This is a genomic window from Achromobacter sp. 2789STDY5608615, from assembly GCF_001298995.1.
Classification (GTDB): Bacteria; Pseudomonadota; Gammaproteobacteria; order Burkholderiales; family Burkholderiaceae_B; genus Achromobacter; species Achromobacter insuavis.
The window spans coordinates 100,214-115,747 of the sequence record NZ_CYTY01000020.1; the positions used below are offsets into that span (position 1 = coordinate 100,214).

Here is a 15,534-nt window from a genome sequence, read left to right on the forward strand (position 1 = left end):
CCGCATGCCCCATCTCAAGCAAGCCCGCCTGAACCGCCTTTTCACCGCCGGCCGTTGCCTTGACATCGCCGTCGACCATGGCGTCTGCAACGAACCCAGCTTCCTCGACGGCCTGGAGGACATGCCCGCCGTCATGGCGCAACTGCTGGCCGCCGGCCCCGACGCCATCCAGCTCAACTACGGCCAGGCCGACCTGCTGCAGCACCATCCCGCCCGCGCCAAGCCCGCGCTGGTGATGCGGCTGGACATGGGCAACCCCTACAACGCCATGATCCACCGCGTCATGTGGGCGGTGCTGCAGAACGAGCACGACCCGGTGCTGCCCGCCGTGCAAATGGACGCGGCCTGTGTGGTCGTCAACCTGTTCATGCTGCCCGGCGAGCCCGACCTGTTCCGCCAGTGCGTCGCCAACATCGCCCGCGTGCGCGCCGACTGCGAGCGCTACGGCATGCCGCTGATGATCGAACCGCTGGTGATGGCGCCGCATTCCGAACGCGGCGGCTACATGGTGGACGGCGACGCCGACAAGATCGTGACGCTGGTGCGGCTGGCGCGCGAGATGGGCGCCGACATCGTCAAGGCCGACCCCACCACCCATGCCGGCGAGTTCCACCGAGTGGTGCAGGCCGCGCGCTGCCCGGTGCTGGTGCGCGGCGGCGGCCGCGAGGACCTGCGCCAGGTGTTCGGCCGCTCGCGCGAACTGCTGGACCAGGGCGCCGTGGGGCTGGTGTACGGCCGCAATGTGTATCAGCATGCCGATCCCTCGGCGGTGGTGCGGGCGCTGATGGCCATGATCCACGACAACGCCGACGCCGCCCGCGCCTGGGACATCTACCAGGCCGGCGGCGGACGCCGCTGAGTCCGCGCCGGATGGCGGCGGGCTCCACCGCCAGACCTCCGCCTTTTCGGCAATAGTCCTGTCATCGACCGCGCGCTACGCTCTTCGCACCTTGACGGAGGTGCCCATGAAGCTGCCGGTCGAACTGCTCGCCCAAGCCACCGCCGCGTACCCCAGGCGCGCCGACGACATGGCCGCGCTGCGCCAGCGCAACGCGGCCGAGTCCGCCCTCCAGCTCGATGGCCCCGCGCATTTCGCCCGGCGCCGCGCCATGATCTCGGCCAACGCCCGCGAAAGCGCCGACCTGGCGTTCGAGCGCTACATCGGCACCAACGACCTGCTGCCCAGCAACTACCTGCTGTCGGGCCATCTGCACGCGCGCGCGGTCGGCCGCATCCGCTACCTGGACCGGACGACGCGCCGCGCCGCCTACGCCACCGGCTTCATGGTGACGCCGGAACTGATGATCACCAACCATCACGTCTTCCCGGTGGCCACGGCCGCCGAGTTCGCCGCCTTCGCCGACGGCGCGGTGATCGAATTCGGCTACGAATACGACGTGCTCGGCCGGCTCCAGGAACCGGTGGCCCACGCCCTCGACCCCGAGACCTTCCTGCACACCCACGCCGCGCTCGACCTGGCGCTGGTGGCGGTGCGCCCGCTCGACGTCGGCGGCCGCCGCCCGCTGACGGACCAGGGCTACCTGGTGCTGGACGGCGCGCTGGGCAAGGCCGGCGCGGGCGACTACGCCACCATCGTGCAGCACCCCGACGGCCGCGAGAAGCAGGTGGCGCTGCGCAACAACGAGATCGTCGACAACAGCCTGGCCGACGTCCTGATCTACCAGAGCGACACCGCGCCCGGCAGCAGCGGCGCCGCGGTCTTCAACAACGAATGGCAGGTCATCGCCCTGCACAGCGCCGGCGTGGCCAGGCAGGACGCCTCGGGCAACTACCTGGACCGGGACGGCCAGATCATCCCGGTCGAGAACGGCCGCGTCGACGAATCGCGGCTGGTGTGGCTCAGCAACCGCGGCATCCGCGTCAGCGCCATCGTCGCCTACCTGCTGTCGCCCGCCAGCGGGGTGGACCCGCACCCGCTGATCCAGACCCTGCGCAGCCCCGCCTACACCAACGCCCGCCCCTTCACCGCCGCCGCGCTGCCGCCGATGCGCGAATTGGGGCTGACCCCGCCGCCCGCCGCGGCTCCGGCCACGCCAGCCGCCCCGGCGCCGATCGAGATCCGCATCCGCATCAGCGCCGACCAGCCCGTCGCCGTCCAGGCGCTGACGGACGGCGCCGCCCCGCAGGCCCTGGCCTACGAAAAGAAGGCCGAGGACGAGCAGGACTACTCGGCCTGCCTGGGCTACGACGACCAGTTCATGGGCATCCGCCTGCCGCTGCCCGCGCCCAACGCGGCCCTGCGCAAGAAGCTCGCGCGGCGCGGCGACGCGCCCGCCGACTTCGTGCTGAAGTACCACCACTTCAGCACCCTGCAGCACGCCGTGCGGCGCGTGCCCGTGCTCAGCGCCATCAACGTCTACGGCAAGCAGCGCTACGCCGAGCTGGACGACAGCACCCGCAAGGACCGCTGGCTGCGCGACAACCGCATCGACTACGACGCCCAGCTGGACGACGCCTGGTATGCCAAGAGCGGCTTCGATCGCGGCCACCTGTCGCGCCGCGAGGACGCCGAATGGGGCCCGACCCTGGCCGCCGCCAAGACCGCCGCCGACATGACCTGTTCCTACGCCAACGCGGTGCCGCAGGTGCCGGCGTTCAACCGCGCCATCATGGGCTACCACGGCCAATGGGGCCGGCTCGAACAGATGCTGCTGGAACAGGGAGTGGAAGGCGAGTCCGGCAAGAGCGCCCGCATCTGCGTCTATAGCGGCCCGATCTTCCTGAACGACGATCCGGTCTACGCCTCGGTGCAGGTCGCGCTCAGTTGCTTCAAGGTGGTGGCCTGGTTCGACGCCCGCGGCGCGCTGCGCGCCACCGGCTTCCGGCTGTCGCAGGAGAAGCTGGTCGACGGCATCGACTTCGAGGTGCTGCATTTCGACAAGCTGTTCAAGATGCAGCAGAAACCGCTGGCGTGGATCGAGGGTGCCACCGGCCTGGCGTTTCCGCAGGCGCTGCGCGACGCCGACACCCATGACGCGGCGTCCGAAGCCGTCGACGACGACGCCATCGAGCGGCTGTTGAGCCTGCCCGAGCCAATGCGCGACTAGCGCATCGCGACGTTGCGCCCGGGTCAGGGCCGCTCAGCCACGGCCGCGCCAGGCGATGGCCAGCGCGGCCGCGCCGAGCGCCGCCGCCACCCCGAACGTCAGCGCCATGCCGCGCGCCACCGCCGCCGCCGAGGCGCCCGCCAGTTCGGCCGCGCCCGCCCCCAGCGCGAACACCGCGCCCATGACCGACGCCCCGGTCACCAGCCCCAGATTGCGCGACAGGTTCAGCATGCCCGACACCAGGCCGCGCTGCCGCGCGTCGATCGCCGCCATCACGCCCGTGTTGTTGGCGGCCTGGAACGTCGCATAGCCCGCGGTCAGCAACACGATCGGACCGATGTAACCCGCCACGCCCAGCGTCGCCGGCGCGGCCGCCAGCAGGGCCGTGCCGACGGCGAGCGCGGCCAGCGCCGCGCGCGTGATGCGCCCGGCGCCGTAGCGGTCCACCAGGCGCCCCGCCGGCACGCCGCACAGCGCGCTGACCAGCGGCCCGGCCGACATCGCCAGCCCGGCCCGCGCCGGACTCAAGCCCAGCGCCTGGGTCAGGTAGAACGGGCCGACGACCAAGGTCGCCATCATCACCGTGGACACCAGCGCGTTCATCGCCAGCCCGGCGCCCAGGCGCGGTTGGCGCAGCAGCGCGGGATCCAGCAGCGGCGACGCCGTGCCCGTCTCGACCCGCAGGAACAGCCAGCCCGCCGCGAGCGCGGCCAGCAGCAGGCCGGCGTTGAGTCCGCTGAAATGGCCGCGTCCCAGCGTCATCGCCAGCGCATAGGCCGCCAGCGCCGCCGCCAGCAGCAGCGTGCCCGCGGCATCGAACCGCGCGCCGGCCGCCGCCCGCGGCCGATCGGCGGGCAGGAAGCGGCCAGCCAGCGCCATCGCCAACAGGCCCAGCGGCAGGTTCGCCAGGAAGATCCAGCGCCAGCCGAGCGCGGCGATCAACGCGCCGCCCAGGGTCGGCCCCAGCGCCGTGCCCACCGCCGACATGGTGCCCAGCAGCCCCATGGCGCTGCCCGTCCGTTCCTTGGGCAGCAGGTCGCCGACGAACGCCATCGTCAACGCCATCATCACCGCGGCGCCCGCGCCCTGCAGCGCGCGCGCCGCCAACAGCAGCCCGAGCGAGGACGCCAGCCCGCACAGCGCCGAGGCCGCCGTGAACACGGCGATCCCGGCCAGCAACAGGCGCCGCCGGCCGATCAGGTCGCCCAGGCGGCCGGCGCCGACCACGCACAGCGTGATCGCCAGCAGGTAGGCCAGCACGATCCACTGCACCTGGGAAAACGGCGCGTCGAACACGCGCGCCAGCGTCGGCAGGCCGACGTTGGCGCTGCTGGTGCCCAGCGACGCCAGCAACAGGGACAGGGCCAGGCTGGCGAGCGGCCAGGCGACGGCGCGGGCGGCCGGGGCGGAGGAATGCGGAAGCGATTGCGACATGAAGGTCCGTAGCGGTTGGAAATGGCCATCCGGCACGCGCCGGAACAGCCCAACCGCCAGCGTAGGACTGCCGCGCCCATGGCGGAAGGCGCAGCATTTGCACTTTATTCGTGCGTTTGACGCCATCTCACGGCGGCGCCGTGCTACCGTCGCGCCATGTCCCGCCCCGATCTGAACCTGCTGCTCACGCTCGACGTGCTGCTCACCGAAGGCAACGTCGCGCGCGCCGCGCGCCGCCTGCGCCTGAGCCCCTCGGCGATGAGCCGGGCGCTGGCGCGGCTGCGCGAGACCACCGGCGATCCGCTGCTGGTGCGGGCCGGCCGCGGCCTGGTGCCGACTCCGCGCGCCCAGGAACTGCGCGACCCGGTCAGCCGCCTGGTGCAGGAGGCGCAGGCCGTGCTGCGCCCCGCGGAACTGCTCGATCCGTCGCGGCTGTCGCGCGGCTTCACCCTGCGCGTCAGCGACGGCTTCGTCGAGTATTTCGGTCCGGCGCTGATCGCCCTGGCCCAACGCGAGGCGCCCGGCGTGCGGCTGCGCTTCGTGCCCAAGCCCGACAAGGACAGCACGCCGCTGCGCGACGGCAGCGCCGACCTGGAAACCGGCGTGATCGGCGCCGCCAGCAGCCCCGAGATCCGCACCCGGGCGCTGTTTCGCGATCGCTTCATCGGCGTGGTGCGGGCCGGCCATCCGCTGGCCAAGGGCAAGGTCACGGCGGCGCGCTACGCCGCCGGCCAGCATGTGCTGGTCTCGCGCCGCGGCCTGGACAAGGGCCCGATCGACGAGGCGCTGCACGCGCTCGGCCTGGCGCGCGAGATCACGGTCATCGTCGCCGGCTTTTCCGACGCGCTGGCCCTGGCGCGCGCCTCCGACCTGATCGCCAGCGTGCCCGAGCGCCACACCACCAACCTGCGCGCCGGCATGCACAGCTTCGCGCTGCCCGTGGAAGCGCCCGGCCTGACGGTCTCGATGCTCTGGCATCCGCGCATGGACGCCGATCCCGGGCACCGCTGGCTGCGCGAATGCGTGCGGCAGGTGTGCGCGGCGTGAGCCCGCGCGGCGCCGCTCAGGCCCGCAACGTGACCCGCTCGGGCCAGCGCCAGGATTGCTCGCGGAATTCCTGCGGCGGCATGCCGTAGGCGCGGCGGAACGCGCGGGCGAAGTCCGAGGCGCTGCCGAACCCCAGCCCATAGGCGATTTCCATGACGCCCAGGTGCGGATAGCGCACCAGTTCCTCGGCCGCCAGCCGCAGCCGCAGGTGGCGGATGTAGGCGCCCAGCCCGCCCTCGTGCTGGAACAGCCGGTACACCGTCGGCCGCGGCAGGCGCAGCGCCTGGATCACCGAGTCCGGCGTCAGGCCGGCCTGGTGCAGATTGGCCTGGATGTAGCGCCGCACCTCCGCGAACATCGCCGCCCGTCCGGCGGCGCGGGCATTGCCCGCCAGCCGCGCGTCCTTGCCGAAGGCGGCCAGCAGCAGGCGCGCACAGGCGGTGATGTCCGCCTCGGCCTGCGCCAGGCCCAGGCCGCGCACCGATTGTCCCAGCGCCGCCGCCTGCCGGATCGCCAGCCGCGCCAGCGGCGTGGCGTCGCGCAGCATGCGGCCGTGGATCGCCTGCGGATCCGGGAACACTTCCTGCACCAGGTCCGCCGGCACGAACAGCGTCAGCAGCCGGCAGGCCTGGCGCCGCATGCGCATCGGCTGGCCCAGGTCCACCGCCACCACCCGCGCCGCGGCGCCGTCGGCGGCGGGCCGCGGCCCATTGCGCACCGCCAGCTCGTCGACCCCGCCCTCCAGGAACACGTGCAGGGCGAAATCCCGGATGTGGTCGCGCGAAATGCGCACCAGCGAGCGTTCCAACTGCATGGCGTCGGAACGGCAATCGGTGAACATCAGCCGGCCGGCGCGGTAGCGGTCGATGGACGCATTGAAAGGCTGACGCAGCGCGTCGCGGCTGGGCAGCACGTCGACCACGTGCCCGACCTGGTCGCGCCAGGCCAGCAGGCGGCGCTCAGGCGCCTGCGCCGCCACATCGAAATGATGGTGGGCGATCTCGGACGGCAGGCGCGGCGGTTGGCCGGCGGGGTAAGCACTCGGGTTCATGCTTGCGGGTTGCCGCGCGGATGGCGCGGACTCGGGGGGCCAAATATGACAAAAAGTAAATCCGGCGTCACCCACCAAAAACTGAGACGCACGGTATAGCCACGAGACTAACAGTATCTAAGCTTGCCAGGAGATTCCGCAAGACGTACGCGGACTCGGGCCGAAGTACCGCATGCCAGCGGGGCGCCGCGCCGGGACTGCCCGGCGCGCGCCGCAAAGCATTTCGCGCATTCCCCTCAGGGGGAATGCGCGCTTTTTTTCATTCATCCGTCTCGCGCGCCGCCGCCAGCACCTGCTCCAGCATCCAGTCATGCCCGGGAATACCCGCGTGGCGCGCATGGAACAGCACCTTCAGCGTGTAGGCCGGCGCCGCGAACGGCGCGGGATAGGCCGCCAGGCGCGCCGCCGGCCCCAGGCGCCGCGCCAGCCGCCGCGGCAACGTCGCCAGCAGGTCGGAACCGGCCACGATGAAAGGCGCCGCCAGCAGGCTGGGCAGCTCCATCGTCACCTGGCGGCGCAGCCCCTGCCGTTCCAGCGCGCCGTCGATCACCCCGCGCCCCTCGCGCCAGGGTTTCACCGCCAGATGGCTGGCCGCCAGGTATTGCGCCAGCGACAGGCTGCCGCGAACCTCGGGATGATCCTCGCGCGCCACCACCACGTAGTCGTCGGTGAACCCATCGCGCGCCTGCACGCCTTCCGGCAGCGCCGCCGGCCCCTCGTCGAACCCCAGCGCGAAATGCGCGCGTCCGGCCGCGAGGTCGTCGAAGGAATCCTGCCGGGTCGAGTACACCGCGCGCAGCCGCAGCCGGGGCGCCAGGGTGCGCAGGCGCTCGGCCAGCGCCGGCAACACCGCGTAAGCCGTGTAGTCGGTGACCGCGAAGACAAAGGCCTGGGTGCTGTCCGCCGGCGCGAACGGCCGCGCGCCGTCCAGGCTGCCGCCCAGCGCCTGCAGCGCCTGGCCGATGACCGGCGCCATCGCCTGGGCGCGCGCCGTGGGCTGCATGCCGCTGCCGTAGCGCACGAACAGCGGATCCGACAGCGCGCCGCGCAGCCGCGTCAGCGCGTGGCTGCAGGCCGACGGGCTCATCGCCAGTTCCTCGGCGGCGGCGGCCACGCTGCCCAGCCGGACCAGCGCGTCGAACACCAGCAGCAGATTCATATCCAGGCGGCGCAGCACCTCATGCATGGCATGCACTCCCTATTGAAAACAATGCAGTGCATGCATTTTATCGAGCCGCTACCATACCGGCTTTGCCGCCATCCTGGGCGGCCCGCCTTCCCGCCCCTCATGCCCGTCCTGACTTTCCGCGCCCCCACCCCCGCCGACGCCGACCGCTGCTTCGAGATCGAAAGCACCGCCTACGAAGGCGACGAAGCCGCCACCCACGCCAAGATCGCCACCCGCATCGCCCGGTATCCGCAGGGTTTCCTGCTGCTGGAGGAGGACGGCGTCATCGTCGGCTTCATCAACAGCGGCTGCGCCCGCGAGGTGGTGATGGCCGACGAGGCCTTCAAGGAATTGGTGGGCCACGATCCCGCCGCCCCCAACGTGGTGATCATGTCGGTCGTGGTGGACCCCGCCCATCAGGGCAAGGGATATGCCACGCGGCTGATGGATACCTTCGTCGAGCAGACCCGCGGGCTCGGCAAGCAGACCATCCATCTGATGTGCAAGGAGCGCCACGTCGCGCTGTACCGCAAGCTCGGCTACCAGTACGTGCGGCCGTCGCCGTCCGATCATGGCGGCATGGCCTGGCATGAAATGGTGATGACGCTGTAGAACGCAAAACGGCCGGTTGCGCGCAACCGGCCGCCTGGCGCGGGGCCCTGGCGCCCCGCCTCAATCCAGCTGGATCTTGGCGCTGTCGATGATCTGCTTCCAGCGCCGCGTTTCCTCGGCCGACAGCTTGGCCAGGTCTTCGCTGCCGCCCGGGAACGGCACCGCGCCCTGCTCCGCCAGCTGCCCCACCAGCGCCTTGTCGTTGGCGATCGCGATCACCGTGTCCTGCAGCTTGCGGATGATCTGCGGGTCCGTGCCGGTCGGCGCCATCACGCCGTACCAGGATTCGACGACCGCATCCTTGACGCCGGCCTCGGCCAGCGTCGGGATGTCGGGGATCGACTCGCTGCGTTTGTCGCTGGCCACCGCCAGCACCCGCACCTGCCCGGATTTGACGTACGCCAGCACGTTCGGCAGGTTGGCGAACAGCACCTGCACCTGGCCCGACAGCAGGTCCGACGTGGCCGGCCCCGCGCCGCGGTAAGGCACGTGCTCGAAGCGGGCGCCCGAACGGAACATGAACAGTTCGCCGGTCAGGTGGTTCACCGAGCCGATGCCCGCCGAGGCCATGTTCAGCTTGCCCGGGTTGGCCTTGCCGTACGCCACCAGCTCGGCCACCGTCTTGGCCGGCGCGTCCCTGGACACCGCCAGCACGTTCGGCACGGTCGAGAACAGCGCCACCGGCGCGAAGTCCTTGTCGGCGTTGTAGGGCAGGTTCTTCGATATCAGCGGCAGGATCGACTGCTGCCCCATCGTCGCCAGCAGCAGCGTGTAGCCATCCGGCGCCGCCTTGGCCACGAAGTTGGCGCCGATGCTGCCGCCGCCGCCCGGCTTGTTCTCGACGATCACCGTCTGTCCCAATGCCTCGGACATGCGGTTGGCCAGCAGGCGTCCCATCAGATTGACGGTGCCGCCCGGCGCGAACGGCACCACCAGCGTGATCGGCTTGGCGGGATAGACCGGCGCCGCGCGGGCCGCCGGGTTGAGGCTCAGGGCCGCGGCCAGCGCCACGGCGAGTTTGGGCAGTGCTTTGAACATGAAGGAATTCCCCTTGGTTTGATTTATACGGCGGCGCCTCAGGCGGCGGCCATGCCGTTTTCCTGATGAACCAGCGCGTGGGCGCGCCGTTGCAGCGTCTCGCGGGCGTCGGCGACGCGTTGCCGGGCGGCATCGATGGACGCCTGGCGCGCGTCGAGGACCGCATGCTGTTCGCGCAGGTGCGCCCGCACCGATTGCGGCGCCGGGCCGCCCGGCGACAGCCGCGCGGCCACGTTGCGCACCGGGTCGAGGCAGGCGGCGATGTCATCGGCCGCCAGCGCCACCGGCCGGCCCAGCTGTTGCTCGGCCGCCGCCGCGATCATCGCCGGCGGGATCGCGCGCGCCGGCAAGCCCTGCTCCAGCGCCTGCCGCACCACCGCGCCGATGATGTGGTGCGCGTCGCGGAACGAGGCGCCGGCCTGGCGCACCAGCAGGTCCGCCAGGTCGGTCACGGTCGAGAAGTCATCCGCCGCGCGCGCCACCATGCGTTCGCGGTTCGGCGCGACCTGCTCGACCAGCAACTGGATCAGTTCCAGCGCCTTCAGCGCTTCCTCGCAGGCTTCCCAGCAGGTGCGGGTGCTTTCGCGGCTGCTGTCGCCCGAGTGGGTGAAGTGGGTCGACTTGACCGTCGACAGCGCCGCGCTGGTCAGGCCGATCAGGTGGCCGGTCTTGCCGCGCAGGTATTCCAGCACCGCCGGGTTCTTCTTCTGCGGCATGATGCTGGAGGTGCTGGCGATGCTGTCCGGGAACGACAGATAGCCGAACTCCGGCGTCGACCAGATGTAGAAGTCCTGCACCATGCGGCTGCAGGTGATCATCATGATCGACAGCGTCGCGCTCAGTTCCAGCGCGAAATCGCGCGAGGCCACGCTGTCCAGCGCATTGGCCAGCGGGCCGCTGAAGCCCAGCAGCGCGCTGGTGCTGTCGCGGTCGATCGGGAACGAGGTGCCGGCCAGCGCGCAGGCGCCCAGCGGCGAGGCGTCCGCCGTCTCCAGCACGTGCGCCAGCCGGCCGATGTCGCGCGACCACGCATCCACCAGCGCCGACAGGTAATAGCCGTAGGTGATCGGCTGCGCCGCCTGCATGTGGGTGTAGCCCGGCATCACGCAATCGGCATAGCGCTCGGCCTGCGCCAGCGCGGCGCGCGACACGCCGATCAGCGCGCTGCCGATGCGCGCCGTGAAATCGCGCGCCCGCATGCGGTCGATGGTCGCGCCGATGTCGTTGCGGCTGCGGGCGGTATGCAGGCGGCCGCCCAGCTCCTGCCCCACCGCCTTGATCAGGTGCGCCTCGTAGTTGAAGTAGGCCTCTTCGCGCGCCGCGTCCAGCTCGACCGCGTGCGGGCCATCGGCCTGCATTTGCAGCAGCGCCCGCGCCAGCCGCCGCGCGGCGTCGTGATCGACGATGCCGCGCTCGCGCAGCATCAGCAGGTGCGCCAGGTTGATCTGCGTGAGCATGTCGAAGTTGGCGAAGAACTCGCGATTCAGGCGCGGCAGGAAGAGATGCTCCAGCACCTCCCTGGCCAGGGGTTGCTTGAGACGGGCGCTGACTTTGGATTCCATATCGGTCCGGAGGGAAGCAAGGAAAACCGTAGTCTCCTGCCGGGCCAATTCATACGTCAAATCAGATTCTTACGACTTCTCATACAAAAATGATATGATTTGACCCGCTCGTCTCCGGACCGTCGAACGCATGAATTTCAAACAAGTCGAGGCCTTCCGCGCCGTCATGATGACGCGCTCCATGACCACCGCGGCCGGCCTGCTGCACACCTCGCAGCCCAATGTCAGCCGCTGGATCGCGTTGCTGGAAAAAGCGCTGGGATTCGTGCTGTTCCAGCGCGTCGGCACCCGCATCATTCCGACGCCCGAAGCCGAGGCCTTCTACGCCGACGTCGAGCGCGCCTTCATCGGCCTGGAATCGCTCAACGACAGCGCCAGCTCGATCCGCCGGCGCGGCACCGGCCTGCTGCGGGTCGGCGCGGTCGGCTCGATCACCCAATGCGTCCTGCCCGACGCCATCCGCCTGTTCCGGCACAAGCACTCGGACATCCCGGTGGTGGTCAATACGGGCGGCTCCGACGCCGTCGCCAAATGGCTGGCCACTGGCGTCTGCGACATCGGCTTCTGCTCGCTGCACACCGACCTGCCGGGACTGCGCTACGAGCGCATCGACACCACCCACGGCGCCGCCATCGTGCCGCGCGCGCATCCGCTGGCGGCCAAGGCCATGCTGACGCCCGCCGACTTCCGCGACCAGGATTTCATCTCGCTGCCGGCCGGCAGTTTCAACCGCGCCGCCATCGACCGCCACTTTCCCGACGACGCCCGCGTGCTGTCGATCGAAACGCCCTACGCCACCACCATCTGCAGCATGGTCGGCAAGGGGCTGGGCGTGTCCATCGTCAACCCGGTGGTGCCGCGCGCGCTCGGCATCGCCGAGCTATGCGAAATCCCGTTCTCGGAAAAAGTGGAGTTCCACAGCTACGCTGTCACCTCCGAGCATTACCCGGTCAACACGCTGGCGCGGCGCATGGCCGACTGCGTGCGCGAGACGTTCGCGGCGCTGCAACGACCCGCGGCGGCGCGTTAGCACGCCGGCAGCGCCGGCGCTCACTCCTTGGCGCGGAACGGTTCCGACAGCGCCAGGTTGCGCTCGAAATGCGCCAGATAGGCCTCGGCCAGGGCCGCATTGTTCCAATTGACCAGCGCGTTCTCGGAATTGCGATGCGCCGCCGAATCGACGAAATTGAAGCTGCCCAGCTCCACCGTCTCGCGGTCGGCGATCAGCACCTTGTCGTGATGCAGGTGGAAGGTCGACACCATGCGCACATCGATGCCCGCCTCCACCAGCCTGGCCAGCGCCTCGCGCGCCTTGCCGCTGTGGTCGGTGACGAGATTGCGCTTGTAGTCGGCCAGCACGGTCACCGCCACGCCGCGTCGCGCCGCCTTCACCAGCGCGGCCGTGACGGCGGGGCTGGAAAAGCTGTAGGCCAGCACCTTGAGCTCGGTCCTGGCCGACGCGATCACCCGCAACACCAGCTGCTCGGCGCCGCCATCGGGCGAAAAGCCCACTTCGAGCGTGCCGGCCGCCGGCACCGCGATCGGCGCCGTGGGCGGGATCGCGGGCGTCGGCCGGTTGGCCATGGCCGGCCCCACGGGCAGCAGAACCAGCGCGGCCAGAAGCGCGCGGACAGACAGGCGGAAGTTCACGGCAATCATCCAGGAAGGAAGTGGCGCGCCTTGCCGGTCACGGCACGAAGGGCGGCGGCGCTGGCGTACTGTACTCCAGCGCCGCCGCTCAACGCGCCGCCCGCCGCCGGCCAGACTTGAAGCCGTGGACCCTGGCGCGCCATGCCACCGCAATCGCCAACGCCAGCAACACCAGGATGCCGCGCGGCAGCGCCTGCGCGCCCGCCGTTTCAAGCAACACCCCGCCCAGCGCCCCGCCCGCGGCGAACGCCAGGTTGAACACCGTCACCAGCATCGATTGCGCCACCTCGGCGCCCTCGCCCGCGGCATCCGCCAACGCCGTCTGCAACAGCGTGGGCGCCCCGCCGAAGCTCGCGCCCCACAGCGCGATCGCGACGTACACGGCCGCGCCCTGCGCCCATCCCGACCCCAGCGCCAGCGCCACCAGCGCGAATCCGCCCAGGCTGGCCAGGACCAGCGCCCGCAGGCCCCGGTCCACCCACAGCCCGGTGAACCAGATGCCGCCCAGCGCGGCCACGCCGAACACCAGCAGCGCCGCATCGACACGCGCGCCCAGGCCGCGCGACGCCATGAACGGCGCGATGTACGTGTACAAGGTGTAGTGCGCCAGGATCCAGAGCAGGATCACGCCCAGCACCGGCCGCACGCCCGGCGTCATCCAGACCCGCTTCAGCGGCAGGCGGCGGCGGGCGGCCTGGCCGGGATAGTCCGGCACCGCGCGCAGCACCCACGCCGCCAGCGCCAGGCTCAACCCGGACAACGCGCCGAACACCGCGCGCCATCCCGCCAGCTCGCCCAGCCACGCGCTCAGCGGCACGCCGAACGCCAGGGCCAGCGGAATGCCGACCATCGCCAGCGCCATCGACCGCCCCTGCAACGACGCCGGCGCCATCCGCCGCGCGTAGCCCGCCAGCAGGCTCCAGGCCAGTCCGGTGGCGACCCCGGCCAGCAGGCGCGCCGCCAACGCCAGCCCGAAAGACGGCGACACCGCCGTCACCGCATTGCCGACGATGAATCCCGCCACCGCCAGCAGCAATACCAGGCGTCGGCGCCAGCCGCGCAGCGCGAGCGTCAACGGCATCGCCGCCAGCCCCGAGCCCAGCGCGCACGCCGTCACCCACTGCCCCGCCCAGCCCTGCGACACGCCGAAGCCCCGCGCAATCTGCGGCAGCAGGCCTGCGGCCACGGTTTCGTTGGCGGTCGCGATGAAGCTGCACATCGTCAGCGCCAGCAGCGCCGCCATCGGCAGCCCTGGCGCGGCGGCCTGCCGCTCCGCATGGCCTGCCACCCCGGAAATCCCGTCCATGTCCCGCCCTCCTTGCCCAGGGCCCCTGCCCCGATTGAAGAGGCGCCAGTGTGCGTCTTGCGGTTTTGTTTGATAATTGGCCTGTAATTTGAATGACTTTCAAATCTGGATTTGAAATGGCGACAGACCGATTGGGTGACATGCGTTTATTCGTGGAAGCGGCGGCCTTGGGCAGCCTGTCCGCGGCCGGGCGCAAGCTGGGCCTGTCGGCCGCCGCCGCCAGCGCCCGGCTGATCAAGCTGGAAGCCGCGCTGCGCACCCGGCTGTTCCACCGCAGCACGCGCCAGCTGCAACTGACCGACGAAGGCCGGCTGTACCTGGCGCACTGCGAGATCGCGCTGCGGGCCGTCGACGATGCCGAAGCGGCGCTGCAGGCGGGCCAGAACGCGGTGCGCGGCAAACTGCGGATCTCGGCCTCGGCCGATTTCGGCCGCCACCTGCTGAGCCAGTGGCTGGATGAATTCAGCGCCGCGCATCCGCAACTGAAGATCGCGCTGACGCTGTCGGACTCGCTGTCGAACCTGCTGCAGGACGACATCGACCTCGCGATCCGTTTCGGCCGGCCACAGGACGGCACGCTGGTCGCCCGCCCGCTCGCGCCCAACTGGCGCGTGCTGTGCGCCTCGCCCGACTATCTGGCGCGGCATGGCGTGCCGCGCACGCCCGCCGACCTGGCCCATCACACGTTTGTCGTGCTGGTCACCGCGGCCGGCCCCTTGAACACCTTTCACTTCGCGCGGGACGGCCAGCCCGAGACCTACACCGTGCCACTGGAGCAGGCCTGGGAAACCAACGACGGCGCGCTGGCGCGCCGCTGGGCGCTGGCCGGGCGCGGCATCGCCCGCAAGACCATCTGGGACGCCGCCGGCGACATTCGCGCCGGACGCCTGGTGGCCCTGTTGCCTGAATACCGCGTGGCCGAAGCCGGCGTGCATGCCGTGTTCCACGGCACCCGCTACCTGGCGCCGCGGGTGCGGCAACTGCTGGATTTCCTGGTGGCGCGCTTCGCCCAGGCCGGCGCGGAACTGCCGGCGGACGGACCGGCGCGCGACGCCCCGGCGCGAGGCAGGCGGCCTGCCCGCGCCTGAAGCGCTACGCGGTCTTGCCCATCACGCGCGACAGCACGCGCTGCGCGCTGGCCTCGCGGGTCGTGCCATCGGGGCGGGTGCCGACATCCCGCATCAACGCCACCAACTGCCGCTTGCTGTGGACCAGCCGCAGCTCCAGCGCTTCGATCTTGGCGACCTTGCGCCGCAGCGCGACCCGCAGCATGGCGTGGTCCCAGACTTCCTGACCCGACGGCAGCAGCGGCCGGATCTCGTCCAGGCTGAAACCCACCTGCTCCGCCACCGTGATGAACGCCAGCGCCAACAGGGTCTCGGGCGGATAGGCGCGGCAGCCATCGCGCGGGCGGGGCACCGTCTCGAGCAGGCCGGCGCTCTCGTAGCTGCGGATCCGCGCGGGCGTCAATCCGGTGCGTTGGGCCAATTCCCCGATGTTCATTCCTGACCTTGTAAAAAAAAGCGCCGGCGAAACGCCGGCGGGCGCCGGGCCGCGCCCCGTTCGGCCCGCCGCCGGGAGCTGTCGGGCCTCGGCGG

14 protein-coding genes are annotated in these 15,534 nt (G+C 71.0%); 6 read left to right on the plus strand and 8 right to left on the minus strand.

The annotated features are described in order from the left end of the window. Positions 1 to 4 precede the first annotated feature (4 nt). Positions 5 to 859 (plus strand): class I fructose-bisphosphate aldolase, encoded by an 855-nt coding sequence (locus AOZ49_RS18480; protein WP_054434670.1) that lies wholly within the window; start codon positions 5 to 7, stop codon positions 857 to 859. A gap of 106 nt (positions 860 to 965) precedes the next feature. After that, positions 966 to 3,068: a DNA/RNA non-specific endonuclease gene (locus tag AOZ49_RS18485; RefSeq protein WP_054477026.1), complete on the plus strand. Its 2,103-nt coding sequence runs from the start codon at positions 966 to 968 to the stop codon at positions 3,066 to 3,068. Positions 3,069 to 3,101: 33 nt separating this feature from the next. Here the strand turns inward: AOZ49_RS18485 and AOZ49_RS18490 are convergent, their stop codons facing one another. Next, positions 3,102 to 4,502: an MFS transporter gene (locus tag AOZ49_RS18490; protein ID WP_054477028.1), complete on the minus strand. Its 1,401-nt coding sequence runs from the start codon at positions 4,500 to 4,502 to the stop codon at positions 3,102 to 3,104. Positions 4,503 to 4,658: 156 nt separating this feature from the next. On the opposite strand from AOZ49_RS18490, the gene AOZ49_RS18495 reads away from it, so the two are divergent. Beyond that, positions 4,659 to 5,549 carry a LysR family transcriptional regulator gene (locus AOZ49_RS18495; RefSeq protein WP_054434664.1) on the plus strand — a complete coding sequence of 297 codons (891 nt, stop codon included), beginning with the start codon at positions 4,659 to 4,661 and terminating at the stop codon, positions 5,547 to 5,549. A 16-nt stretch (positions 5,550 to 5,565) separates the two neighbouring features. Here the strand turns inward: AOZ49_RS18495 and AOZ49_RS18500 are convergent, their stop codons facing one another. Together AOZ49_RS18500 and AOZ49_RS18505 are read right to left on the minus strand one after the other, a co-directional pair. Then, entirely contained in the window at positions 5,566 to 6,600 is a 1,035-nt protein-coding gene (locus tag AOZ49_RS18500; protein WP_054477030.1) for a helix-turn-helix transcriptional regulator, read from the minus strand. Between the two features lie 259 nt (positions 6,601 to 6,859). Further along, positions 6,860 to 7,786 carry a LysR family transcriptional regulator gene (locus AOZ49_RS18505; RefSeq protein WP_054477032.1) on the minus strand — a complete coding sequence of 309 codons (927 nt, stop codon included), beginning with the start codon at positions 7,784 to 7,786 and terminating at the stop codon, positions 6,860 to 6,862. A gap of 102 nt (positions 7,787 to 7,888) precedes the next feature. Between AOZ49_RS18505 and AOZ49_RS18510 the strand changes: the two genes are divergently transcribed. After that, the gene (locus AOZ49_RS18510; RefSeq protein WP_054434658.1) at positions 7,889 to 8,380 is read left to right on the plus strand and encodes a GNAT family N-acetyltransferase; all 492 of its coding nucleotides are present in this window, start codon (positions 7,889 to 7,891) and stop codon (positions 8,378 to 8,380) included. Positions 8,381 to 8,440: 60 nt separating this feature from the next. Here the strand turns inward: AOZ49_RS18510 and AOZ49_RS18515 are convergent, their stop codons facing one another. Together AOZ49_RS18515 and argH are read right to left on the minus strand one after the other, a co-directional pair. Then, positions 8,441 to 9,418: a Bug family tripartite tricarboxylate transporter substrate binding protein gene (locus AOZ49_RS18515; RefSeq protein WP_054434656.1), complete on the minus strand. Its 978-nt coding sequence runs from the start codon at positions 9,416 to 9,418 to the stop codon at positions 8,441 to 8,443. Between the two features lie 38 nt (positions 9,419 to 9,456). Beyond that, complete coding sequence (gene argH / locus AOZ49_RS18520; RefSeq protein WP_054434654.1) at positions 9,457 to 10,980, minus strand: argininosuccinate lyase; 1,524 nt, start codon at positions 10,978 to 10,980, stop codon at positions 9,457 to 9,459. A gap of 130 nt (positions 10,981 to 11,110) precedes the next feature. Between argH and AOZ49_RS18525 the strand changes: the two genes are divergently transcribed. After that, positions 11,111 to 12,010 carry a LysR substrate-binding domain-containing protein gene (locus AOZ49_RS18525; protein WP_054434651.1) on the plus strand — a complete coding sequence of 300 codons (900 nt, stop codon included), beginning with the start codon at positions 11,111 to 11,113 and terminating at the stop codon, positions 12,008 to 12,010. Positions 12,011 to 12,030: 20 nt separating this feature from the next. Here the strand turns inward: AOZ49_RS18525 and AOZ49_RS18530 are convergent, their stop codons facing one another. Continuing rightward, positions 12,031 to 12,630: a phospholipase D family nuclease gene (locus tag AOZ49_RS18530; RefSeq protein ID WP_231690383.1), complete on the minus strand. Its 600-nt coding sequence runs from the start codon at positions 12,628 to 12,630 to the stop codon at positions 12,031 to 12,033. Between the two features lie 88 nt (positions 12,631 to 12,718). Then, on the minus strand, positions 12,719 to 13,936 hold the full coding sequence (locus AOZ49_RS18535) for an MFS transporter (protein ID WP_054477034.1): 1,218 nt from the start codon (positions 13,934 to 13,936) through the stop codon (positions 12,719 to 12,721). 116 nt (positions 13,937 to 14,052) lie between these two features. On the opposite strand from AOZ49_RS18535, the gene AOZ49_RS18540 reads away from it, so the two are divergent. After that, positions 14,053 to 15,024: a LysR family transcriptional regulator gene (locus AOZ49_RS18540; protein WP_054477036.1), complete on the plus strand. Its 972-nt coding sequence runs from the start codon at positions 14,053 to 14,055 to the stop codon at positions 15,022 to 15,024. Positions 15,025 to 15,028: 4 nt separating this feature from the next. Here the strand turns inward: AOZ49_RS18540 and AOZ49_RS18545 are convergent, their stop codons facing one another. Next, positions 15,029 to 15,439, minus strand: a complete 411-nt coding sequence (locus AOZ49_RS18545; RefSeq protein ID WP_054434645.1) for a MerR family transcriptional regulator — start codon at positions 15,437 to 15,439, stop codon at positions 15,029 to 15,031. Positions 15,440 to 15,534 lie beyond the last annotated feature (95 nt).